19 protein-coding genes and 1 pseudogene are annotated in these 23,062 nt (G+C 59.1%); 6 read left to right on the forward strand and 14 right to left on the reverse strand.

The window, feature by feature from the left end:
- Nucleotides 1-210: 210 nt before the first annotated feature.
- From repC to J3P73_RS34690, 11 genes and pseudogenes are all read right to left on the reverse strand, one after another.
- Nucleotides 211-1,425: a plasmid replication protein RepC gene (gene repC, locus J3P73_RS34640; RefSeq protein WP_164579969.1), complete on the reverse strand. Its 1,215-nt coding sequence runs from the start codon at nt 1,423-1,425 to the stop codon at nt 211-213.
- 155 nt (nt 1,426-1,580) lie between these two features.
- On the reverse strand, nt 1,581-2,606 hold the full coding sequence (repB, locus tag J3P73_RS34645) for a plasmid partitioning protein RepB (RefSeq protein ID WP_164579968.1): 1,026 nt from the start codon (nt 2,604-2,606) through the stop codon (nt 1,581-1,583).
- Nucleotides 2,603-3,451 (reverse strand): annotated as a pseudogene (gene repA, locus J3P73_RS34650) (plasmid partitioning protein RepA); the annotation flags it as partial. The pseudogene repA and the gene repB, both read right to left, overlap by 4 nt.
- Before the next feature lie 50 nt (nt 3,452-3,501).
- Nucleotides 3,502-4,254 (reverse strand): IS6-like element ISRle6 family transposase, encoded by a 753-nt coding sequence (locus tag J3P73_RS34655; RefSeq protein WP_164579992.1) that lies wholly within the window; start codon nt 4,252-4,254, stop codon nt 3,502-3,504.
- Nucleotides 4,255-4,487: 233 nt separating this feature from the next.
- Nucleotides 4,488-5,531: a type II toxin-antitoxin system antitoxin DNA ADP-ribosyl glycohydrolase DarG gene (darG, locus tag J3P73_RS34660; protein WP_028744355.1), complete on the reverse strand. Its 1,044-nt coding sequence runs from the start codon at nt 5,529-5,531 to the stop codon at nt 4,488-4,490.
- The gene (locus J3P73_RS34665; protein WP_080667731.1) at nt 5,531-6,301 is read right to left on the reverse strand and encodes a DarT ssDNA thymidine ADP-ribosyltransferase family protein; all 771 of its coding nucleotides are present in this window, start codon (nt 6,299-6,301) and stop codon (nt 5,531-5,533) included. The genes darG and J3P73_RS34665 overlap by 1 nt, the downstream gene beginning before the upstream one ends.
- Nucleotides 6,302-6,907: 606 nt before the next feature.
- Nucleotides 6,908-7,438 carry a hypothetical protein gene (locus tag J3P73_RS34670; RefSeq protein WP_207580342.1) on the reverse strand — a complete coding sequence of 177 codons (531 nt, stop codon included), beginning with the start codon at nt 7,436-7,438 and terminating at the stop codon, nt 6,908-6,910.
- Nucleotides 7,439-7,735: 297 nt separating this feature from the next.
- Nucleotides 7,736-8,344, reverse strand: a complete 609-nt coding sequence (locus J3P73_RS34675) for a hypothetical protein (RefSeq protein ID WP_130827358.1) — start codon at nt 8,342-8,344, stop codon at nt 7,736-7,738.
- A gap of 147 nt (nt 8,345-8,491) precedes the next feature.
- Nucleotides 8,492-9,169, reverse strand: a complete 678-nt coding sequence (locus J3P73_RS34680) for a hypothetical protein (protein ID WP_207580343.1) — start codon at nt 9,167-9,169, stop codon at nt 8,492-8,494.
- Nucleotides 9,170-9,298: 129 nt separating this feature from the next.
- Entirely contained in the window at nt 9,299-10,363 is a 1,065-nt protein-coding gene (locus J3P73_RS34685; protein ID WP_207580344.1) for a helix-turn-helix domain-containing protein, read from the reverse strand.
- 267 nt (nt 10,364-10,630) lie between these two features.
- Nucleotides 10,631-10,978, reverse strand: coding sequence for a hypothetical protein (locus tag J3P73_RS34690; protein WP_207580345.1), 348 nt, complete (start codon nt 10,976-10,978; stop codon nt 10,631-10,633).
- 166 nt (nt 10,979-11,144) lie between these two features.
- Between J3P73_RS34690 and J3P73_RS34695 the strand changes: the two genes are divergently transcribed.
- From J3P73_RS34695 to J3P73_RS34715, 5 genes are read left to right on the forward strand one after another with little or no spacing between them, the layout of a single operon-like run.
- Entirely contained in the window at nt 11,145-13,247 is a 2,103-nt protein-coding gene (locus J3P73_RS34695; RefSeq protein WP_028744277.1) for a multicopper oxidase family protein, read from the forward strand.
- Entirely contained in the window at nt 13,234-15,231 is a 1,998-nt protein-coding gene (locus J3P73_RS34700; RefSeq protein WP_207580346.1) for a tyrosinase family protein, read from the forward strand. The genes J3P73_RS34695 and J3P73_RS34700 overlap by 14 nt, the downstream gene beginning before the upstream one ends.
- A 37-nt stretch (nt 15,232-15,268) precedes the next feature.
- Complete coding sequence (locus tag J3P73_RS34705; RefSeq protein ID WP_207580347.1) at nt 15,269-17,920, forward strand: LodA/GoxA family CTQ-dependent oxidase; 2,652 nt, start codon at nt 15,269-15,271, stop codon at nt 17,918-17,920.
- Nucleotides 17,917-18,333 (forward strand): hypothetical protein, encoded by a 417-nt coding sequence (locus J3P73_RS34710; protein ID WP_028744280.1) that lies wholly within the window; start codon nt 17,917-17,919, stop codon nt 18,331-18,333. Before J3P73_RS34705 ends, J3P73_RS34710 begins: the two co-directional genes overlap by 4 nt.
- Nucleotides 18,314-19,474, forward strand: a complete 1,161-nt coding sequence (locus J3P73_RS34715; protein ID WP_207580348.1) for an NAD(P)/FAD-dependent oxidoreductase — start codon at nt 18,314-18,316, stop codon at nt 19,472-19,474. Before J3P73_RS34710 ends, J3P73_RS34715 begins: the two co-directional genes overlap by 20 nt.
- Here the strand turns inward: J3P73_RS34715 and J3P73_RS34720 are convergent.
- Nucleotides 19,411-19,968, reverse strand: a complete 558-nt coding sequence (locus tag J3P73_RS34720; RefSeq protein ID WP_245002805.1) for a DJ-1/PfpI family protein — start codon at nt 19,966-19,968, stop codon at nt 19,411-19,413. The genes J3P73_RS34715 and J3P73_RS34720 overlap by 64 nt on opposite strands.
- Before the next feature lie 71 nt (nt 19,969-20,039).
- Nucleotides 20,040-20,453: a copper chaperone gene (locus J3P73_RS38370; protein ID WP_425328913.1), complete on the reverse strand. Its 414-nt coding sequence runs from the start codon at nt 20,451-20,453 to the stop codon at nt 20,040-20,042.
- A 576-nt stretch (nt 20,454-21,029) separates the two neighbouring features.
- Here J3P73_RS38370 and J3P73_RS34730 point away from each other — a divergent pair.
- Nucleotides 21,030-22,010: an IS5 family transposase gene (locus tag J3P73_RS34730; protein WP_164580068.1), complete on the forward strand. Its 981-nt coding sequence runs from the start codon at nt 21,030-21,032 to the stop codon at nt 22,008-22,010.
- On the opposite strand, the gene J3P73_RS34735 is transcribed toward J3P73_RS34730, so the two are convergent.
- Entirely contained in the window at nt 21,988-23,040 is a 1,053-nt protein-coding gene (locus tag J3P73_RS34735; RefSeq protein ID WP_245002819.1) for a hypothetical protein, read from the reverse strand. The genes J3P73_RS34730 and J3P73_RS34735 overlap by 23 nt on opposite strands.
- Nucleotides 23,041-23,062: the final 22 nt, after the last annotated feature.

Here is a 23,062-nt window from a genome sequence, read left to right on the forward strand (position 1 = left end):
TCCTACCGCCCGACGCCGCGCCTATCGGAGATTTCCCCTCGGTCTTCCTCGAATGCCGCACTTCCAACTGATGATTTCGCTCCAAAATATCGAAATTCAAAAATCCAACGGCTACAAGGGTTTAGCAGAGTTGGTCGCGACCAACTTTTCTACGAAGCCTTTGGGAGGGCAAACGTCCCCGCGGTTCTCTTCGAAATGGCCCGAACGCCCCTACCCCGCTCTCGTCTGCGCCAGACCATTCGCCTTCAACAAGGCCATGATCATCGGCCCCAGCGAAAATTCGCCTCGCTCCGACCGTCGCGTGAGATCCCGCAAGTATCCGCCCGGAGAATTGATCATGTTTGCTCGTTCCAGGATGCCGGCAACGGCGACCGCCGCATTTTCCGGCCCCATGATCTCGCAGGCCTCCTGGTAGGCCGAAGGGCTGATCCCCAGCATCGACCGGACGACGATGGCTGCGGACATCAATTCGCGCCAGGTCCCGATCGCGCCGCCGGCCCCATAGTCGATAACCTGCGGGCAGGCCTTCAACACCAGGCCGAGCGGGAATGCCTTCAACGGCTCTCGCTGGATTCCATCCGCCCCGCTCGATTTTGCCCCCTGCTCCTTTCTAGAGCTAGGTTCAAGTTCATTAAAGGATTCGGGTTTTGAATTCTGTATGTGACGCTCAGTATGAGCAGCATTGCCGCCGGGATTCTCAGTTTTTTCCTGATTTTCCAGCCTGTTGAGCACCTCCTCTTTCAGCATCTGCATTTCTTCGAGGATTGTGCTTATATCAGCAGGCGATGGCGTGCGTGGTAGTCGGGCAATCAACCCTACATAAATGCCTTCGATCGCCTGCCAATCGCCTGCCGCTCCTTCTTCCATGGCAGCCGAAATCAGCTTGCGCACGTCGCGCCGACAGATCGTCAGATTCTCCTTCATCCTTTTGAAGGCGGCACGCTCCGCCACGATCTGCTGCGCCAGCATGGCGAGCTCTTCCGCGCGAGACAGCAATGGCGAAAGATCGAAACCGAAGGCGTTCTCGATATCACCCGCGTGGTCTCTGCGAACGTAGCGCTTGCCGTTGGCGCTATCTTTTCGAACGATCAGGCCGGCCTCAACAAGCGCCGCAAGATGCCGTCGGAGGGTGGAACCCGCCATGCCATGGGCACGCAACGACAGTTGCGCATTCGACGGAAAAACGATCAGTGGCGCGTCCTGGCGCAAGTCATTTTCCGGATAGAAGCTCAGCAAGGCGTCAAGCACCGCCAGGCTGTTCGACTGAATGCCAAGCAGCGCCATTGCCGCAGAAACGTCGCGAAAGACTTTCCACTTCTCTGCCGACTTCCCCGCCTTGATCTCGGCAACAGCTTGCTGCCGTCTAACCAAGGCAAGCGAAACCGGCCGCCGCCCAAAGGGCGTCGTCACATTTCCCGTTTGCATCGTCTCTTACCTTTCAGCAGGCAATAGAAATTTGCTCACCAAATCGGTGCCAAAGACTCTTGACGAGGATTCGAGGAAATGCGATTCTGTTCGTGCTAAAGAGACAGAAGGGCTTCCGCGACGGCAACGTTGAGGGGGCTCTTTTCTTTTGCGCGTTACGCTTCCTTCTTCTGTTTCTGTTTCGCACGGTGCGCTTCATAAAGCGTCGGCAATTGCTCGAGCACGAAGGCCGCAAAGTCCGGTGTCGCCTTCCGATCGATCATGATTTCCACCTTCGCCTTGCTCTGCTTCACCTGCGCCAGGCGCTCGCCAGCAGGGCTCGCCATGACCTCAGGGAGACCGCGTTCCAACCGGCGCGGCTTCAGATGCGCAATCAGCGCCTTGAACCGGTCGGCGGACTGAAGCGCCCGAATTTCGCTGGAACGCACACGTTCGAGGACGTTGTCGGCCGAGGAAGCCTTTTCGATCAGTTCGGCCAGTTCCTGCCAGCTTCTAAGGCCGATACCGGGGGCAGGGCCGATGGTATCGATCAGGTCCGCGGGAAGGGCTTCGATGATGGAGAGCATCTTGGAGAGATCGCCCTTGTCGACGGACATCGATGAGATGATCACGTCTCGGGGGAAACGTTCCTTCAGACGGGCGGCAAAGCGCGCCTTCTCGATAAAGGAAAGATCCTGGCGCTCGTTATTTTCCTGGCCCTGGGCAACGACCAGTTGCTCGTCCGTCAGGTCCCGGACGACCGCCTTGACCGCCAGGCCGAGTTCGGTCACCGCGCGTAAGCGGCGATGACCGAAGGCAACTTCATAGCGGCCGGACGTATGAGGGTGAGGGCGCACGAGGATCGGCACCTGTTGGCCCTGTTCCTTAATAGACGCAAGCAGCCCATCAATGTCGCCCGGCATCCGGTCCTGCATGAACGAGGGATCGATGACGTTCGGATCGAGATCGATCACCGCCTGGCCCTCTGCAAGACGCCGTTCGATTTCTTCGGCTCGTTCGACGCGATCGTTCTGCTCGCGCAAAGCGTTGCCGATATTGGCGGTCAGCTTGGTCGCCGGGTCACGGTCCTTGCGAGCAACGCCGAGAAGCGGCATGGTTCGGCTCTTTGCCAATTGCGGGTCGTGCGGCGAGGGCGCGGCCGGTACGGTTGCGGAAACGCCCAAAATGTCCTTTCGGCTCATGTGGTTCTACCCCACGCTTTTTTGATCAAAGACTCGATCTCATCGTTGACGGCATTCATCGCCTCTAAGGCGCGATCGTAGGTCGAACGCGTGAATTGGCCGCGCTCGACTTCGAAGAGTGTCTGGTTTGTCAGCCCGGCATCGGAGACAGCCGTCGTCTTCAGCATCGGAAAATTGAGCACGTTTTCGCCGAAGATCGACCGGAGATAACCGACCATCTGGTTTTGCGGGCCGTCGCTCGGCTCGAAGCGGGTGATGAGATACCGCATCCAGTTGAAATTGAACCTGGCGCCAGCGTTCTCGATTTCCCGCAGCAGGTTCGACGTCATTGCCAGAAACTGGTTCATCGACATGACATCGAGCATCTGCGGATGCACCGTCACCAGGATGGAGGTTGCTGCCGTCAGAGCCGAAAGTGTCAGGTAGCCGAGCTGGGGAGGGCAATCGATGACGACGACGTCGTAATTGTCCGCGACGTCCTCAATGACCTGGCTGATCCGCCCGTAGAATAGCGTGTCGCCTTCCTTGCGGCTCATCAGGGCGCGCGGTGTGTCGTGCTCGAACTCCATAAGTTCGAGATTGCCGGGAACGAGATGGAGGTCAGGAATATAAGTCGCTCTGACGACTTCTTCGATCGGGCGTTGCTCTTCATCGTAGCGAATTGCGCCGTAGAGTGTTTCGTTCGTACCGACGTGAATTTCCGGCTGGTTGCCGAACAAGGCAGACAGGCTGGCCTGAGGATCGAGATCGATCGCCAGCACACGATAACCGCGCATCGCCAGATATTGGGCCAGATGCGCGGACGTAGTAGTTTTGCCCGAGCCGCCCTTGAAGTTCATCGGGCTTGTCGCAAACTTCCACAGAGGCCGCGGCTATCCCCTGAAGGATGCTATTTTCATGTTTTGTTAACCTTTGTAAGTCCGAAGAGGCGCGCAACCAAATCGTTTTGATCGTTGATCGTCCAGCCGCCGGAAAAGCCGAAGCCTTTTCTCAACCACAGCATCGCCTCGAAACCGGCAATCGTTCGCCGCGCCGTGTTGAAGGATTGGAAGCCGCCGATCTTCGGCATGTTCTTTTTCACACGGAAGTGATCGCTCTCAATGCCTTGTTGCAGGTGCTTGGTCACATAGTGCACGGGGTCGGGGTGTAGGAGCCCGTCTTCAACCGAAGCTTTGATCGCCGACGGGAAGGTATTGGCACCATCTGTGCAGATCTTGTTCGGCGACAGTAAGGGTTGATCTTTCAGCGTCTTGCGGAAGAACCGCTTGGCGGCTTCGAGATCTCGCTTTGCAGAAAGCAGGAAATCCACCGGGTTGCCATGCTTATCGATGGCTCGGTACAGATAGCGCCATTTGCCGCGGATCTTAACGTAGGTCTCGTCAATCCGAACCGATCCGCAATGCGGCCGGCGAAACTGGCGAAGACGCTTCTCGATCATCGGCGCATAGCTCAATACCCAGCGGTTGATCGTGCTATGATCGACCTCGAAGCCGCGCTCTTCGAACATTTCTTCCAGATCTCGATAGCTCAGGGGATATCTCAAATACCAGGTGACCGCCTGTACGATCAGCCATGCCTCGAAATGCCTGCCTTTGAAATCATCCTTCGACTGCCGCTTCAGCTTTTCGGCAATAGCATTCAGAATCATCCGTACGCTCCACAACATTTGGAGCGGAAATTTCTCCTCCGGCGGTCAACATACCGTTAAACGCAAAAATTTGCGACAGGCCCCATTCGGCGCATGCAGCAGCTCGATGCTCTTCTCCTCGGAGCTCGAGCCGATTTCTTGTCTCTCGGTGTAGACTTCGTGGTGATCGCGGACGCGGATGTCCAACCCTAACGGGGGCTGCGCCATCGCGCCGCGACCATTATTGCATTGTGTCAATGCAAAAGACGATCTTCGGTTAGCCGATCAATAGCGACTCCAATCATCTTGGAGTCGAATTCCAAGCTCTTACGCTTGCTCCAATTTCCCAGCGTATCAACAATGGCGTCAACACCTTTGATTTCTTCGTAGTTTGCAACAAAATGAACTGAAGACAAAAGTTCCAGGCCATACGGGCTCTCGTATCCCTCTACGAGCCGGCTAAGGGCCGCAATGAGCTGCTCCGCGCGAAGACGGTCGTTTCGACTCAGAAAATCTTCCGCCCACCGAAGGCCTTCCTTCGTCACGGTCGTTTGTCTCGCACCAGTGATAAACCCAGAGATCAGGTTTTGTCGCTCCATTGCTATGAACGCCTCACGCAGATTTTCTGAGTACGGGCCGAATTCGTTCCTAGCAAACGGCAATCCGAAGTCCACGCCCAGTTCCTGCAGAAAGTACACCAACTTCTGCATGGTGATGCGAGTGAGGCTGCCGTCAAAATGGATCGCCAAATCATTGAACGCTTTAAGCAGAACCGCGCGTTCGAATGTCATCCGAACCGTCGAGGCTCTCACAGCTTCAATCGCGTCCTTCTCTCCTTCCGGAACGAAAACGATGAAATCTACATCCGTGACACGGCTCAACTTTTCGGTGATCAGAGGCTTCACATCGCGCCAGTCAAGGCCTCCGTTGCCACAACCCAGCGGAGGTAGCACGACCGAGCGTATCTTCAGCCTGGACACCTGCTCAACAAAATCGTCGAGGCCGGCTTCGATAAACTCGATCTTCGACTTCGCCCGCCAGTGATCCTTTGTCGGGAAATTTATCAGGAACTTCCGGCCGTCGGCATGAAACATGCCGGTGTTCTCGTGAACGTACACTTTGCCGGGTCGCAGGTCATGCTTGTCACACAGTCGCTTGTAAGCCTTGAAATTCTCGGGCCAACGGCGTTTAAACTCGAGCGCTACGCCTTTACCCATAACGCCGACACAGTTGACCGTGTTCACGATCGCTTCCGCGGGCTCTTCGAACATGTCGCCGGTTTTGAAGATCAGAGCCATCAGTAGTAACATCCTGGTTTAACGTAGATGGGCAGATCGACGTTCGTTCCCTGCATCATACCCTCTACTGCGGTCTTGATAAGACCAGATTTGCAGATAATGCAATCAAACATTGACAATGGAACGGCATCTCGAACTAAAAACTCCGCCATGCGCTTTTGTTTCCGATTTTGGTAGCGAGGAGGATCATCGCGATTATGCTGCCATGTCGTACATCCGGTATATCCAATTTCGGTTATCCGTCCCGCAATCGGAGACTCGTCGAAAAGGTCCCAAGCGACATGATTTTCGATAGCGTCGAGATTGTCTGTGAACGAGGGAGCGGGGGCAAGCGAATTGCACGCTATATTGCTGAACCAATATTCTCGTCCTGAATCGCGGAAATTTTCGACGTTTGCAACGAAGAACACTCTGTCATCCATTGTTGCCTTTCCCAGGAGAGCTCCGTCAGGTGATAGTGAATTCACATGCCCGCTATGGATCGCAAACGCCATGCCGGTCAACGGCGAGAAATAGAACGCAACATGGTCGTTAATGACGTGCCCGGCAGGGGTACTCAAGCCAGGACCACCGCGGCGGCTTACGATCTCCGCATATGATGCTTGATGGCAGAGTTGAGCTTGCGGATGGTTTTTTGAACGCAACTCACCATCTTTGAAAAACCGGGCGCAGTCCCTATGGTCTACCATGCGGAAAATGAAGCGTTTCGGCAAAGCGTGGATCCAGTTATCGGCTGACAGATCCCGAAGCGGAGTGCTTCCAAGATGCATTTATCTTTCAACTATACGTAGAAGATCTTAGCAATCTGTTGAACACCTATTTTCGCGATATTTCAACAGCTTCCGCGATGACGAAACGGGTCGCGGGTTCGATTCCAGGCGAGGCACTCTAACCATGGGGAAGGGGCTGGATGACCGCCGAACGCGAACCCCAAGGAAAGAGCGAGGTCAGCTATCAGGACCTCGCGCTTTTCCGCGTGAACGGCTGGGCGCCTGCCCAGCCACGCTGAGCCTCCAACCTCCCGCTACGTCATTGCCCTGTCTCCAACCCGTCCTATCTCCTGCGCGGGACGGTCACCGAGAGAGGACGCGCATGCCGATTGACAATGCGAGATTGGCTCCGATGCAGCCGGGTGTATCTTTGGAGGAGCTGAAGGCGGCTTTGGGACGAGCTGGAAGGAGCGAGCCTACAGGCGGAAGACTACTTTGCTGATCGCATGGATGCTGGAGGCATGCACAAGAACGGCAAAGGCCCTCGTGCCGAATTGCCGTCCAACTCGGTTGCTTCTCAGGCGGTCCTTTCATACATGCTGCCAAGGTATGACCCCGGCAGCATGCCCGATTGTTATCTAGGCTAGTTTACCTCAGTTGGCCGGTCTATCGGGCGCACCCAGTTGTATTCCCGTTAATGACGGTAACGTCTGGGTCGTTGAAGACAAGATTGGCTGCTCCGGCCGCCGCCACCCTGGATGCAGCGGTATTGTTTCCATTCGAGATTTGGGCTCTTGCAATGCTCCAGTGACTGGCTGGATTGTTGTCGAAGTCGATCTGCCAGGGAAAAGCAACGGGTTGGTCGATGGCGAACGCGCCTAAGGCGATGCCCACGTTACCGACCTGAAAGTTGGCACCCGGCGCTGGCGCGACGTTGCCAAGATCGATCTTGACCAGGCACTGGGAGTTAGGCATCGCGGCTCTTGCGGCTGCGTCATCCAAATAATGGAAAAAAGAGAGGGTCGGTGCGCCGCCGCTCACTCCAAAGTTCCCCGCTTCCCAGATCACATGATGCTGAGGGTCGGCCACCACTCCCCGGTAGACGGAATAGGCGCTTGCAGTGCTTGCTCCGCAGAGCGCGGCAAGGAGAGCGAACGTGGTTGCCATAACATTGAATGGTCGTTTATTGCTGTTCATAACCGTTTCCTTTCACGATAGGGTAAACGCCTCCACGCCATGCGGGGGCGCTGACCGGCGGCGCCTTCCGCCGGATGACTGGTGTTAAGACGAAAGCGCGGGATTGCGCCGCATGAGGTCTTTTCGCGGGCCCCGTTCAAACCGCTTGTCGGAGCGGTTATGCGCGAGGTGGGTGCCGCTGGGGTACGGGAAGGGGCCTGTCAGCCTTTGTCGTGTGAAGAGAAGACGCTCGTCGCTTCGGGCTGGCCTTTGATACCCGGTGGTGACGGCGGCTTACCAGCCGCCGTCAGTCCTTGATCACGAGACCCCGATCAGGTTTTCAAGGTTGAGTTCTGCAGTGCGCGACGTCAGGGAGCCGCCATAGGTGACCTCGACGGCCTCGGTCACATCCTGGATGTCCATCACGTCGCCCGTCTCGTAGTTGCCGAAGACCACCCAGTAGTTTGGATGCGGGGTGAAGACCGCGGTCATGTTTGGAGCCGCTTGGACGGCGAAAGTGCCCGAACCGGACATACCGATGCCGACCGACGTCTTATTAGGCGCGACGTTGGACAACTGCTGGATGGTAAGCGAACCGAGCGCGCCCGTACCGCTTCGGCTTCCGAAGGTGGTCGCACCGTACTGGTCTTTCGTCAGCTGGACCAGGTTTTGGCGATCCGGATCGGCCGGCACGGTCTGGCTTGCCGAAAAGTTGATGCCCGGCTGCAGCAGCCCGGTTTCCGACCAGACGAAGCTGTATTCGACGCCCCAGGTGAACGTTACCCGACTTCCCGGTGCCGTCGGACGGGCGAACCAGGCAAGCGAAAACACGTTACCGGGAATCGTGGTCGGCGGGGCTTTTTGGAACACCGCGAAGCTGCCGTGCAGTTGCGAGTTGTTGATGCAGGTCAGGGAGTATTTGGTCATTTCAACGGCCTTTCGGAGGATCGCCCAGGATGGGGGAATCGGCACCGCCCCCGGGGCTGGGACGGTGCCGACCTATCCCTCGCCGCGGGTGGAGGAGTGGCGGCAAGGGAGCTACCCGGCGTGAGAGAGGCCGGGAAGGTCGGTGGTTCAGCCGATTTGGACAATCACGTCTTCCGGCCCCACATTGATCTGTGCGCTGTATGTCAGGCCGCCGCATCCGGAACCCTGGGCAAAATAAACACTCGTAGCCTTGCTGAGGTCCGACTGATTGGGACATGGGAACTCGAAGGGAGTGCCGAAGACCACGGTAACTGTCGGCGACAGATCGGGTTCGAGGCTGAGTGGGGTGAGGCTTTTCGGGATCGACAGCAGAATCGGAGCCGGCCCGACGGTTAGGCCGATGAAACCGTCCGTCGGTGTCCCCGAAGCGAAGGTGACGGCTACCTTGTCCTTCGAGGCCCCCTCTATCCGGGCGAAGGCGAAAGCCCCCTGGCTCCAGGATACCGTTACGCTTTCGCCCAGCGAAACCGGAGTCGTCTGAAAACTCTGGAGTGACGTACCGCGGAAAGCCAGCAGGGTCAGCGCGCCCGTCCCACCCTTCCAGGTGAGGATCTGAGGCGACGAGGCCTGCGTGGTTGGGCCGGATACGAGCGCCGTGACGAGTTGCTGCTGCTTTGGTGCGACGCTTTTCAATTCAGGCGGGAAGACGCTAAAAAATTGTAGACCTGGCACACTCGACTTGTTGGTGGCAGTCAGGTTGAATTTAATTTCACTTTCCACAGGCGTGTTGCTCGGCGGTGCGGTGTTTGCTGTCGGTTTAGGCATCGGTCTGTTTCCTCGCTGAGGCTTTGGTTGCTCTCTTGTGTTGTCGTGATCCTATGCAGGTCAGCTGAGGGTGTCTGTGGATGGGTGTTCCAAAAACATGGACGAGCGTCCCAAAGAGCGGGTGGCATTTTAGCCAGCACCGAGCCCGGTCACCCAATGTGCGAATGAGGCGCCTTCAGGTGGCACAATCTTCCGAAGTTCCGGTCCCTGGCCCAGCCTGGCGGCGCTCCGGGCAGCCCTCGGTGAAAGACCAAAAGCTTGGCGAAAAAGCCGACTAAAATGGGCCTCGTCGGTGAAACCCATGTCATATGCAATGTCGCCAATCCGGCGGTCGGCGTAGCGCGGGTCACAAAGAACGAGCAGACAGCGTCTGAGACGGCGGCGGCGTATATAGGTCTCGACGCCAACCCCGGTCCCGAATTGCCGGTAGAGCTGGCTGCGAGAGACACCGAGGTCGCGGGTCAACGTCGAAGGGCTCAAGTCTTTGCGATGCAGGTTTTCCTCAATGTGTCGGCGCAACCGACGCCCGAGGTTGCCCCGAGCCTCCGTTGGTTTGATGGCAACAATGGAACCGAGGCATGATGCGAGCAGATCGGGAACAGAGGCCCCGAGAGCCAGCACCTCGCCAGGGCTAAGGGTAGGCGCGGCCTCGCACAACGCTTCCAGGCACTTCCGAATGAGAATCCCCATGGCCGCATCTCCCGCCAGAATCCTCCCACCCGCTGGTTGCGCCGGTGCGACTGTAGTTGGAAGCAAGGTGCGCGGAAGGATCAGATGCATTGCCTCGGCCGATTTAACGCCAAAAACCACTGGGGCCGAGAGATCCAGCACGGCCACGTCGCCCGGAAGCAGCTTGCGTGCGGCAGGGCGGGCCAGCGTGACGGCGCCGCGCTGCAGGCAAGAAACGACGATGTGATCTATATCATCATGTGCAAGGCGGGCCGGCGTACGCCGATATCGCCCGCCGTCGACGACGCTGTGGCAAAGTAGAAACGTGCCGAAGTGATGAACAACAAGATTGGCTTTGAACGGGCTAGATGGCGACGCGCCGGGAAGGAGACTGTCGAATAGACAAACAAGAAGAGAGCGCCACGCCTCAAGGGGAGAGGAAGCGTCGGTAGTCGTGAAATTGAGGCTCGCGACTGCGCTTTCCCCTCTAGGTGGAGAAGTCAGTTCTTCGGCAGTAACCCGCAACAAGCCCCTCCTTCCAGTGGTAAGGGGCAATTTTACAACTATTAGTTTAAGCTTTATGAACCGAAGCTTATAAATGAAATGCTGTTCTTCCACACGAGCCGCCGACCTTGTTGTACTCATCGATGTGGAAAAAGGTCAGGCACTCGATTCCCGGCGCACGGTCAATATAGGCGATGTCCTCCTGGCGGCGGGACGACCTGTGCTACTACCTTCGGCCTGCCAGATCTCTCCGGAAGCTCGAACGATCGTGGTTGCCTGGAAAGATACCTAGGAACTGCGGTGAACAATCGTCGATGCGATGCCTCTGTTGACCTCGGCAGAGGGGATGTCGTCGTTCTCGCGATCAAGGAGAGTCACGGTGTCGAAGAGAAAGCCCTGGCTGACACCGTTCGGTTCCTGACACGCCATTCGGTTCGAGCCAGGAGCATCGTCGAGCCACGACAGACGGGCGATATAGGGATGGCGGTCATCGACGTTGCGCACAGGCTCAAGGCAGACCTCATTGTCGCCGGCGCTTATGAAGGTGGGGCCAGCGATCTCGGCAACCCTCCTTGTGCGACGCGCATTAGACAGAGCGATCGTCGGCAGTTGCCGGCGAATCTCTGACGTTTTCATTCTTGATCCGGCACCACCAGCGAACCACACAAATTGGAGAAGGTCGCATCGGTCTGCGAGGCGATAAAGTAAATTATGCCATTTTAGATTTATCGATCTGGACATGCGTTCGGATCGCATGCATATTATATTCTAATGCAACCCAGAGTTAGGTGGAGGAGCCCCTATGTCGCGTGGTGGATCGATGGTGCGTGCGCGGTTTTTCGCGGCTGTTTTCGGCGGTAGTCTGGGGTCAATGGCCGCATTGCCCGCAGCGGCAGAGATCCTCAATCCACCGGTCCTGCAGGATGAACGGGCGCCGATTGCCAAGCCCACCTTGGCGGAGGCTGCGCCGGCAGAGCCGCTGCCCGGCAACACGACGCCGGTGCGCGGAGACCGCCTGCTCGATCTCAAGATCCAGTACATCGACAACCAGATCTACAATCCGTCTACAGGCGGCTACGACAAGGTTCATCTGCGTGGCTATACCGGTAAGGGCGTCGATCCCAATGCGCCCTATGTCTCGCCGACGATCGAGGCAACTCCCGGCGACACGGTGCGCGTCACCCTCGACAATCAGCTGCCGGCAGGATCGCAGCCCGGCGACCCCGGCTGCATGCCCGGTGGCCAGACGATGCCCGACATCCCGCACTGCTTCAATGGCACCAATCTTCACACCCATGGGCTCTGGGTAAGTCCGTCAGGCAACAGCGACAACGTGCTCTTGTCGATCAACCCGCAGACAAAGTTCACCTACGAATACAACATTCCGTCCGATCATCCCTCCGGCACGTTCTGGTATCACACACACCGCCACGGCTCGACCGCGCTGCAGGTGTCGAGCGGCATGGCCGGTGCATTGATCATCCGCGGCAACCGCTTTCCAACGCCGACGGCCCATGGCGACATCGATACGCTGATCCCGACATCAGCGATCCCCGAGCGGGTGCTGGTGATGCAGCAGATCCAGTACGCCTGCCGAGGCACCCCAGCCAAACCCGGAGATCTCGGCTCGATCAAGCAGGACAGCAACGGCCATTATTTCTGCGATCCGGATGATGTCGGCGGTATCGAAGGCTACGACCAGTTTGGACCGGGCACCTGGCCGGCATCCGGGCGGTACACATCGCTTAATGGCAAGGTGTTCAATCCCAACGATCTGATGACGGCGACGCAGGGTCAGATCGAGCGCTGGCGGATAATCCATGCCGGTGTGCGCGACACGATCAGCCTGCAGTTCTTCAAGGTGCTCGACGGCAAACTGAAGCCCGGCGTGAAGACGCTGCTCAGGGCAGATACTACCGCCGCGTTCATCAAGGATACCTGCGACACCACGCCCGTGCCCTACAAGCTGATTGCAGCCGACGGCCTTACGATGGCGGCGGCACAGACAACCAAGCTTGCAACGTTCCAACCCGGCTATCGTTTCGACGCGCTGGTTGTCTTCCCGGAAGCAGGACGCTATTGCGTGATCGATTCCTCGGCACCCAAATCGGGTTCGGTGAACGCCCTCGACGTCGGACCGCAATTGCTCGGCCTGGTCGACGTTGCTCCAGGCAAGCCGGTTGACGACGTGAACGCCTATGTCAACCGCGAGCTGGTTACCCTCGCCGAAACCAACATGCCCGAAAATGTCAAGGAGACGGTGGTGGCCGATCTCAAGGCGGGCACGAAATTCACCAGCTTCACGCCGCATCCCGATATCACCGACGACGAAGTAGAAGGCAACGGCACGCAGGAACTGACCTTCTTCATCGACACGACCGGACCGGACACGAAGTTCGAGGTTGGCAATACACTCAAGACGGAGGACGTCAAACCTTACGATCCCAACCGCATCGACCGCGCCCTGCCGCTGGGCAAGGCGCAGGAATGGACGCTGCAATCGCATTTCGTCAGCCATCCATTCCATATCCACGTCAATCCGTTCCAGATCGTCTCGATCACCGATCCCAACGGCAAGGATGTCAGTGCGCCGGGTGCCGTCGATGATGCGGGTGGTGCGCCCTATGATCCGCAATATGTCGGGCTGAAGGGCGTGTGGAAGGATACGCTGTGGATCAAGAGCCTTATTCCGCAATCCCTGCCCGCCGGCTTCTCCGGCATCTATACGGTCAAGGTCCGTACCCGCTACGAGCGTTACATTGGCGAATATGTGCTTCACTGCCACATCCTCGATCATGAAGACCAGGGCATGATGCAGAACGTTGCCGTGGTGCTGCCCGACCAGGTAGGCGACACAACCCAGGGTGCCGCCATGCAGATGGGTGGCCACGATGACCACAAGTAAAGCGCAACCGATACCTATTGCACCGTTCACCTGGAGCGACGTCGAAGCGATCCTCGCCGCGGCGGGCGGCTCCGGCGGTCCTGGTAGCCTGACGGGGCTGACCCTGCCGGAATTCCTGACATGCCAGCTTCATGGGATGCCGTTGATCGCGCCACTCTCGACCACCTGCTGTGGCAACAGCGATGCGAAGGGGCGTGGCGCTCGCTCGACGCTGATCCGAGGGTTGCGCGGACTTCCGCCGTTCGATGGCAAGCAGTTCCCTCGCCTGCCCTGGGGCGGCTCGGCGGTCGCGGATGACGACATTGACCGGATCGAGACGTGGATCGAGGAGGGCTGTCCCGGCGCGCTGATCGGATCGGCCGAGCTCGCCGGCAAGGTGAGCGTTGCGACCGAGAGCCGCGTCGAGGTGAAGGGGCTTCCCGGCCCCATCTTCGGCCCGGCATCCGATCCTGCTGCTTGGCGCTACGCCAAGGGCGAACTGAGGCAGCGCATGGACGTCGACGTGCTGGACGAGCCGCAGAAGGAGCGCCTGCGCTATGCGTTTCGCGAATTGTACAAGCTCAACAAATGGGTCGGCGACAAACGCAGCTACAACAACCTGGCCCTGATCCACCAAAACCACTGCCAGCATGGCTGGGAGCGCTTCCTGCCCTGGCATCGCGTGTATCTTTACGAATTCGAACAGGCTTTGCAGGATTTCTGTCCTGACGTGACTATGCCGTGGTGGGATTTCCCGGCCGCGCGCTACAAGCCCGAGGATCCAGCCAAGGGCGCGATCCTTCCCGATGCTTTCAAGGGCTTCCTGAACGAGGCCTCGGCACGTTTCCTGCGCGGTCACGGTTTCCCTGCCAAGATAGACACGCTGGTGGGCCAGTTATGGGCCAATCCAACGCAGGTCTATGACGCGGTCAGCAAGGCCTGCGGCAAGGACTATGTGGAGGGGGAGAACCGCAAACGGCTGATCGACGCGCTGCTCGAGGCGAATTCCCTTTGGTATCCGCTGCGCTATTCCGGCCAGTTCGGCAAAGGCACGATCAACGCTGTCATCCATTACCACTACCCGGCACAGGAGGACATCGACGAGATCCTCAGCCTGCGCACCTTCCGCGACTTCGGCGGCGGCAGCCTTTATGTCGACAGCTTCGGCTTCATCGACCAGAACCCACACAACACCATGCATATCTGGACCGGGGGCATGAACCCGGCATTCAAGACCGATGCTCCCGCCGACCGCAACAGCGCGGTACGCGTCGCTGGGCGCAAGTTTCACCAGCGCGACGACCTCTATTCAGAACCGCAGTTCGGCGACATGTTCTCGAACCTGACGGCATCCTACGACCCGATCTTCTGGCCGGTTCATGCCAATATCGACCGGCTCTGGTGGCGCTGGCAGCAGGATCATCCCGACGGACTGCCGGCCGACCTCGAATCCGCGCTGACGCCGTGGAGCTATGCGGTGCGCGATACGCTCGATATGAACCGCTTCGGTTATGAATATGTTCGTGGCGGATGCCTGATGCCGGTCGGGTTGACCAACCCGGTTGGACGCTTCGTCTCAGCGCCGATCACCGTTCCCGACGCGACGAAGAGCTTCCGCTCGGCCGAAGTGCGATTACATCGGGTGCCTCAGTTGCCCCGCTCCTGCTTCATCCGCGTCTTCCTCAATACGCCGGATGCCGACGCCAGCACGCCACTCAACGTGCCGGGCTATGCAGGCTATGCCGCGGTTTTCGGCCATGGCGAGTGTTATGGGGGTCCGGGGCACTGCGAAATTCCGTCTACGGAGAGCCGCAAGTTCGACCTGCGCGAGCGTAGCATGAACACGCCACGCAATCACCGGATCGACGTTACGCGCGCCGCCCGCCGGCTGATCGCGGCCGGCGCTACCGACCTGACGGTCAGCCTGGTGGTGATCGGCGCCTCCTACGAGGAAGACCGTGAATTGCTGAGGCTCGACGGGGTCTCTCTCAACTTTCTCGACTGATCACAGACACGTCAAACGCTGGCGCAGGGGAAATCATATGGCCGACCCAACAGTCTATCGTATTCACCCGGCCGTCGGTATCGCCCGCCTCGGCGACAGTCCCGAAGCTTTCTGCATCTCGCCGGAAAAGCCGGCGCAGTTACCGATCGAGTGCGATGCCAACGGCAATGCCGCCAAGGGCGACGCGCCGATCAAGCACTTCAAGGACGGCAAGGGCCGCATCAAGCGCCAGGCGGCGCGTTTCCAGATTTTCGTCTATGACGTGGCCAATCCTGACGGTATTCCGCTCAAGATCGGCGACCATGTCGAAGGTGGCGGCAATCGCGGCAAGTTGGTCGACATCCAGTGGCGTGTTCAGCTTGCCAACAAGAAGGCGGCATGGTTCACCTTCGACGGGCTGCGTGGCGAGGCGGGTTATCCCGCCGATACGCCGCTGCGCAACCCAGGCATTACCGATCCCGTTGAACGGCAGAAACTGATCATCGACGCCGGTCCGCAAGCCGTCGACTGCACCGCGCGGCGCAAGGCAAGTTTCGGTCGGGACACCAATCCGGCCTACGCCGTTACCTTCCCGCCGACCGGGATGGCGCCGAGCGACATCGACACGCTGGGCGATATGATGACGGATGACAGCGGGCGGCTGCTTGTGCTTGGCGGGCATGGCAATAGCGGCTCGTTTCTCAACGGGTTCGGCCATCCGCGCATCGAGACCTATGCCAACAGCGATGGCTGGTTCGACGACATCTCGGATGGGCCGGTCATGGCGCGGCTGGTGATGATGGAGGAGCGTGTCCAGGCCTTGCGCTACGTCGATGTCGAATATCCCGCCTGGGTGCTTGTCGGCTATCCCCGTTACGCGCCCGAGGTGCTCGACATGATCACACTGGAGGACGTGGTCGAGGACATGTCGATCCGCGAATTTGCCTACCGCACCGACATGTACGGCACGGCCGGAACATTCAACGCGCCGCAGAAGATCGATCCCACGGACACACCGGCCTTGCTTCATTGGAAGGCCGGACCGGTGGAGTGGAATCCGGCCTATAGGCCATGGTTTTGGCGCGACATCTGGCCGATCATTTTCCGTGCCGACGAGTTCTCCTATTTCGCCAACATCCTCCAGCAGTCGAACTTTCCGCACAACCAGTCGAGCCGGGGCACATTCGACCCCTATCGCCTGTGCATCCCGCCACGGATCGCGCCGCGTGCTCTGGCACAGAAGGAGGATCGCGCGAAAGACGATCATGTCGGCGGGCGGCTGCTTGAGGCAGCGATCGAACCGAGCCTGATGCTGCTCGATGCGACACAGGCGCCGGGTGCCGCGAAAGATGCCGTGGTTGGCGACGCAGGCGCCACTCTGAAGGCGGCATCAGCGGCTTTCACCGCAGCGGTTTGCCCGCCAGGGGATGGTGAGACACCACGCGCCTATGCCGCGCGCTGGCGGGAGATCTTCGGCGCCAACGACACGGTGGCCGATCCCGCCTATGCCGACGCGCGCGATGCGTTCGACGCCGCCGTCGCCGGCGTGATCGAGCGTATCGCGGCAGCGGCTTCACCGTCGCCAAAACGGATGCTGAAGCTCGCCCGCTCTTCATCGCGGCAGGAGCCTGCCGAACCGGATCGCACGACCGATCCGGACGAGCCGATCGAAGCAGCACTACGCCGGCTGGCGTTCGACTATCGGTCGGGCCAACTGTTCGATCATGCCCTCACCGTCGCAGCAAAGGACGCGACCACCGATCCGGGGCGCCCCGCGCGGCAATATCTGTTCGATCTGCTGAGGAAGCCTGGCGAAGAGAACCTTTTTCACCTCGAGGCGAATCCGGCGACCCGCACCTATCACCTGCCGCTGATGCCGCTCTTGGCGGGCGACAACCCGATCACCAACAAGACGGTGAGCAAGTTCCTGCGGCTGACCGACACACAGCTGTTCCTGTTGCGGCAGTGGGCGACAGGGATCTTCATCGATGAAGTGGATGCGGGCTTTGCCCCCGCGATCGATCCGTGGAAGCCCTACAAGGACTGGAACGTGCCGGGCGGACGTGGTCTCGACCAGGGTGTGCTGTCGAACGGGCTCGGCGGCGCGTTTTGTCCCGGCGGTGAAGTGACGTGGATCATCCGCAATCCGGCGATCTGGCGCGAGCCCTATCGGATCCAGGCCGACCCCGAATGGTACAGTTTTGCGCTGACGGCGGCGCAGGAGAACGCCAACCGATGGGGATCTGGTGTCAGCGAGGAAGGCTATATCGCCTATGCTTCCGACCCGCTGTCGCTTGATAGCGATCTTGACGTGGGATTGCAGCCCGGCGACCTGACCAAGCTCAGCGGACTGCCGTGGCAGGCCGATTTCAACGAATGCTCCACCCAGACGATCGACGTCACCTACGAGGAATGGAACGTCCTTTATCCCGACAGCGTCGGCAACACGCTCATGGAGCGCGAGCGGCGTGTTTGGGAGACCCTCTGGTGGCCGGCACATCGGCCAATGCAGGTCTACTACCCCGTCGGCAAGGATTTCCAGTTCCGCAACTGGGCGCGCGGCATTCCGCAGACGCTCGCCGGCGATCTCAAGATGGTGACCGAGTGGTCGAAGCTCGGCTTCATGATCCGCAACCCTGCCGGCGGGCTCGATCAGCCCTCGCCCGGGATCAAATACATCTGTGTCGAAGATTCAGGAGAAACACCATGACCAATCCTTTTGTCGGCAACTGGACCTATCGCAGCTTCCTCAACGACCCCGATATCAGCAAGGCTGCCAACGACCTGTTGTTCGGTGAAGGCACGATCGCCATTGCGGAACAGTCGGTGGCCGAGCTTTCGGGCACGATCGGCGGGCCGGGTTGGTCGCTCGATCTGCGCGGCAGCTTCGGTTACGGATCTCCGATGCAGGTCCGCTTCCAGGGCAAGGGCGTGGTCGGCGGCGAGGAGTGGATCTACGACTATATTGGCTGGCTGGTGCCGGTCTGGCCCAACAGCACCGACCGACTGGAAGTGCCCGCCATCGTTGGTTCCGTAGTGCGCACGATCCCGCATTCAGGGGACGGCGGCAGCATACATCCGGCCGGAGTAGTGGCGTCCTTCTATGCCGTGCGAGCAGGCTGACATCGTCGTCATCGGCGGCGGGCCGGCGGGTGCAGCGGCGGCGCTGACCTTGCGCCGCCATGCGCCCCATTTGCGCGTGGTTCTCTTCGATGCCGGACGGCGCGAGCTGGCAAAACCCGGCGAAATATTGCCGGCGGCGGCGCAGGGGTTGCTGCGCCAACTCGGCGTATGGGCGCCATTCCTGGCCGCCGGTTTCGTGGAGAGCCGCGCGGTGATTTCGTCTTGGGGAAACGAAGCGCTCGACGAGCGACCCAGTATATTCTCAGCACACGGCGCTGGCTGGCAACTCGATCGGGCACGGTTCGATCGACTTATGGTGCAAGCGGCATCGGATGCGGGCGTTGAGGTGCGGCTTGGCAACGCCGTGCGTTCGGCTGTGCGTGAGGACGAAGGCTGGCGCCTCGAACTGACCGATGGAAAGATCATCGCCAGCGCGGTCATCTGGGCGACCGGCCGCAGTTGGAAGCTGGCCCGATCCTTCGGCGCGAAGCTCCGAGTGCATGGGCATCTTGCGGCATATACCCGCTTTTTCGATGGCGTGCCGGGCGATTGCCGAATGGTTATCGAGGCTCGCCCCGAGGGCTGGTGGTACAGCGCCGATTTGCCTGGCGAGCGTCGAGTGGTCTCGTGCCTGACCGATCCGGATCTCGGAAGCGAACTGCGCGATCCGAAATCGTGGTACCGCGTACTGGCGGCGACGCAATTCATCGCCCCGCTCCTGCCCCAAGGCGCGCGTGAAATCGCGGCATCGGTTAATTCTGCGGGAACGGCGACGATCGACCCGGCCGCGGGCCATCGCTGGATCGCGGCGGGTGACTGCCTGTTCTGCGCCGATCCGCTGTCGTCACGCGGCATTGTGCATGCGCTGCGCTCAGGTATCGTTGCCGCCTACGCCGCATCGGACATGATCAATGGACGTGGCGAACTCGCCCGCATGCGCTACGCCATGATCGCCTCGCAAAGTTTTGCCGACTATATCCCCGCGCTTGCGGCCCATTACGCCGCTGCTGCGCGATGGGATATAGGTTTTTGGCAGCGGCGCCGGCCTCGATCCGAGCAGCAGGCGGCAAGCGACACTCACCAGGAGAACATGCAGCGTAGCGGTTTCCGCAGATCGCTCGGGAAGGGAGGCACCGGATAGTATTGCAGCGTTCGCTGTACGTCGCGAACAGCATCCTCGTCGTTCGTAAGCAGGCGAACAAGTTCGAGGGACTCATCAAGGCCAGACGAAATTCCGCCGCCTGTCAGGCGATTTCCATCGAGATGGAAGCGGGGAAATCCTGGCACAACACATACTTTGTCAAATGATTTCAGGCAGGGCAGGAACTTCCAGTGCGTCGTTGCCTCATAGCCATCCAAAAGGCCGGCAGCAGCCAAGAGAAGAGCTCCCTCGCAAACCGAGCAGACCCACTTGGCATCAGCAGCGACCCGAACGAGATAGTCGACATAGCGACGATCTCCAGTGCCGTTCATTATTGGCGCCAGGGCTACCGGGGCTCCCCCTGGAACCCATAGAACATCGGGGGCCGTATCCTCGTCAAAAGAGTGTGTCGACAGGAAGCGAAAGCCATCGCGGGTCACAATTGTCGCGTTTGCCGTAGCAGCAACAAGCCGAACCTCGGGAGCAATATCCATCCATTTGAGGACTTCATGCGGCCCGGCCACATCAAGGAGATCGACCTAGTCGTACACAGGAATGCTGATGATCATGGTGCACCTCGGCTGGGCAGGGTTGACCGCGTGAAAGTGGGGGTGATGAGGACAAGTGCGGCAAGCCATCTCGGCGGACGCGGCGCACGGCTTCTCTCGAACATCAGAAACAAGGCGATCGCGAACATGACGGCCCAGTGGAGCGGACCTCTGATCATGATCGTGCAGAGCATCAATGCCCAGCAGGTCCCAACACACCAGCGGGCATGAGATAGGCCGAACAGGACATCATCGGCATCTGCGCGAACTCCGCAAGCTGCAAGCGGAGGCAGCCTGTGGCAAGCATTCAGGCACAGCTGCTTGACCGGCGTGACTTGCCAAATCAGGGCGACGACGCATCCCAAAATGGCCGGCACAAAAGCAAAATCATAGGCCGCGGCTTGAATTGTCATCGCAATCGGGATGAGCACGACACCGGCGGCGAGCCAGACGGCCGTATAACCCAGCAGGAATAGCCCGATCGCACCGCCACCGACGATGGCTTAGTCTTTGCCGAGAGACATGCCTGAGCGGAGCGGACAGAAGGGGAGCCATCATTGCGACGAGCATGGCGACCCATGAGACTGCGATCTCAATCACGTCCCCACCAGCAAGCGTTGCCTCTGTCCTCCTGGCAAGCGCCTGTCCGAACGGACCCGACAGGCATAGGGCTGGCATTACGGGGACGACATCTGAGCCAGCCATCAGGATCCAACCAAATGCCATCGCAAACAGCAGTGGTCGCGACATTCTCGACAGCGGGAGCCAGGAAACCCTTACGCCCCACATCTTACTGTTCCCGGCAACAAATACTATGCGGCCGACGGAAATCGCGTCGCCTGTCGCACTTGGCACCGCAGCCATAAGCTTTGCAGACAACTCGTCTTCAAGACCGGCTCCCGCCTCGGATGCCATTTCGAGGCGTTGTTGCGTGGATCACCCGTCGACTGATATTGAGCGGTGGTTTTCAGTCTCAAGTTTTCAGTCTCCTGATGTGGATTTCGACGATGCCGCACAAGTTCAATGCCGATCGGCGGGACAAGATTGCCAAGCAGAAATATCAAGTGACGAATTGGCCGGCATATAATGAAAGCCTGCGTCAACGTGGTGATTTGACCATCTGGGTGAAGGATGAGGCCCTGTCTTTATGGACGGCGCGGAGGCGGACATCGCGGGGTGGTCAGCCGAAATACTCGGATCTGGCGATTACGTTGTGCTTGACCCTGCGCGTCGTCTACGGGCTGGCGCTACGCCAGACCCAAGGCTTGATGCGCAGTGTCGCGGCGCTGATGGGGTTCGATATTGCCGTGCCTGACTTCTCCACCCTGTCTCGCCGGAGCAAAGGGCTGGCGTTGCCGTCGACAAAGTCCCGAGCCACAACATCAGGTCCGGTCCATCTGGTTGTCGACAGCACCGGCTTGAAGGTCTTCGGCGAGGGCGAGTGGCTGGAAAACAAGCATAAAACCAAGGCCAAACGCAAAAGATGGCGCAAACTGCACCTTGGTCTCAATCTTGTCAGTGGTGAGATTGTTTGTTCCGATCTGACCGTGGATGATGTCGGCGATCCGACAGCGTTACCAGGACTTCTGGACCAGATCGGTGGCCCCGTCGAGAAGTTCATTGCCGACGGCGCCTATGATGGAACGCCAAGCCGAGATCTTCTGGCGACACGCTTTGGTGAGATCGTGGAGATTATTATCCCACCTCCCAAGACTGCCGTTGCCAGCCCTCAATCGGTGCTGGTTCCATCTGTCCGCGATCGCCATATTGCAGAAATCCAGACCAAAGGGCGGATGGCATGGCAGAAATCCACCGGCTACAACAAGCGCAGTCGCGCTGAGACCCAGATGGGTCGATGGAAGGCTGTGATCGGGCCCAAACTCAAAGCCCGACATTTTGACAATCAGAAGACTGAAGCGAAGATTGGCGTCCGTGTTCTTAACCGGATGACAGAACTTGGCCGGCCTAAGTTCGAGCGCGTTGCATGAAAAATGCAGTGGATAGGGTTGCCTCGTCCAAAGTCTGATCCATGCAACAGTGCTGTCCAAAGATGCCCCCAATGATGAGGGCTATAGCAGGCACACCGCTCTTTCGTCTCTGTTCATCCGGCACAGGCGAACTTGGTGCCACTGGTGGCGATACTGACGTCGGGTTCGGTGGGATCGCTTTCGGGGCCAGTGCAGCCTCCATCTTTGCTTTCGCTAAAGCTTGGAGAGCGGCGACGAAACTCGCCAGCTTTCCCACTTGCGAAAATTCCAGTACCTCGCTGAGACCGCTGTCGCTTTGCAGATGGAGGGTGTCGTACAGACAGACGGGCAGTTGGCGGTTGTTTCGAAAACGCCGATCGGGCCCGCCATTCTTGTTGGGGTGCTGCCAAGTGCGGTCGACGACTTTCGCGTCATGAGGGACATGACCATCTTCGATAAACCGTGACGCCTGCCAGCGAGCGCGGAGATCAGAATATGACAGTGCACCGAAGCGCGAGTTGTGGGCGACCAAAGCAACGTCTGGCATGAAATAAATGATCTGCTTGCCGACATGTATCGAGGGCGGTGTGATGTTGCTCTTGATAACCTTCGGCAAAGCGTAGACGAGCTTCGTGGCGGTTCGCTTCACCAGGTGGGATGCGCCTGCATTTCGTTTCCAGGTCGTTAGATCGTTGATCGCACCGCCAGCCTCGATATGCCATTTCCCGGCACAAGAGCTCAAATTGTCGAACGCCGCGATCGTTTCCTTGTACGCCTGCTCGACCGGGCCATCGATATCATAGAAGAGAACTGTCGACCGGCGGTACGAGTCGAACCACGACCCCACCGCCCAGGCGGGAAGGGTCGCGATCAGGACCCAAATCCCCACTGGCGGCGCTTTCGCCAGCACAAGGATGCCGAGGAGGGCCGTGAGCCATCCGAAAAGAGCCGACAACCGCCATTGATTGGCCTTCGCGTTGATTTCGTCCAACACTTCGCCGAAGTTCTCGTCGCGCATCAACAAGACGTCGCCGGACTCGAACTCGATCATGTTGACCGCAGGTACTTCAAAA

The organism is Rhizobium ruizarguesonis (assembly GCF_017357285.1).
Taxonomy (GTDB): Bacteria; Pseudomonadota; Alphaproteobacteria; order Rhizobiales; family Rhizobiaceae; genus Rhizobium; species Rhizobium ruizarguesonis.

Excerpts from the sequence above, each read along its gene's own strand:
- repC (WP_164579969.1), bottom strand. The coding sequence starts at position 1,425 with ATGCAAACGGGAAATGTGACGACGCCCTTTGGGCGGCGGCCGGTTTCG.
- repB (WP_164579968.1), bottom strand. The coding sequence starts at position 2,606 with ATGAGCCGAAAGGACATTTTGGGCGTTTCCGCAACCGTACCGGCCGCG.
- J3P73_RS34655 (WP_164579992.1), bottom strand. The coding sequence starts at position 4,254 with ATGATTCTGAATGCTATTGCCGAAAAGCTGAAGCGGCAGTCGAAGGAT.
- darG (WP_028744355.1), bottom strand. The coding sequence starts at position 5,531 with ATGGCTCTGATCTTCAAAACCGGCGACATGTTCGAAGAGCCCGCGGAA.
- J3P73_RS34665 (WP_080667731.1), bottom strand. The coding sequence starts at position 6,301 with ATGCATCTTGGAAGCACTCCGCTTCGGGATCTGTCAGCCGATAACTGG.
- J3P73_RS34670 (WP_207580342.1), bottom strand. The coding sequence starts at position 7,438 with ATGAACAGCAATAAACGACCATTCAATGTTATGGCAACCACGTTCGCT.
- J3P73_RS34675 (WP_130827358.1), bottom strand. The coding sequence starts at position 8,344 with ATGACCAAATACTCCCTGACCTGCATCAACAACTCGCAACTGCACGGC.
- J3P73_RS34680 (WP_207580343.1), bottom strand. The coding sequence starts at position 9,169 with ATGCCTAAACCGACAGCAAACACCGCACCGCCGAGCAACACGCCTGTG.
- J3P73_RS34690 (WP_207580345.1), bottom strand. The coding sequence starts at position 10,978 with ATGAAAACGTCAGAGATTCGCCGGCAACTGCCGACGATCGCTCTGTCT.
- J3P73_RS34695 (WP_028744277.1), top strand. The coding sequence starts at position 11,145 with ATGTCGCGTGGTGGATCGATGGTGCGTGCGCGGTTTTTCGCGGCTGTT.
- J3P73_RS34700 (WP_207580346.1), top strand. The coding sequence starts at position 13,234 with ATGACCACAAGTAAAGCGCAACCGATACCTATTGCACCGTTCACCTGG.
- J3P73_RS34705 (WP_207580347.1), top strand. The coding sequence starts at position 15,269 with ATGGCCGACCCAACAGTCTATCGTATTCACCCGGCCGTCGGTATCGCC.
- J3P73_RS34710 (WP_028744280.1), top strand. The coding sequence starts at position 17,917 with ATGACCAATCCTTTTGTCGGCAACTGGACCTATCGCAGCTTCCTCAAC.
- J3P73_RS34715 (WP_207580348.1), top strand. The coding sequence starts at position 18,314 with ATGCCGTGCGAGCAGGCTGACATCGTCGTCATCGGCGGCGGGCCGGCG.
- J3P73_RS34720 (WP_245002805.1), bottom strand. The coding sequence starts at position 19,968 with ATGGATATTGCTCCCGAGGTTCGGCTTGTTGCTGCTACGGCAAACGCG.
- J3P73_RS34730 (WP_164580068.1), top strand. The coding sequence starts at position 21,030 with ATGCCGCACAAGTTCAATGCCGATCGGCGGGACAAGATTGCCAAGCAG.
- J3P73_RS34735 (WP_245002819.1), bottom strand. The coding sequence starts at position 23,040 with ATGATCGAGTTCGAGTCCGGCGACGTCTTGTTGATGCGCGACGAGAAC.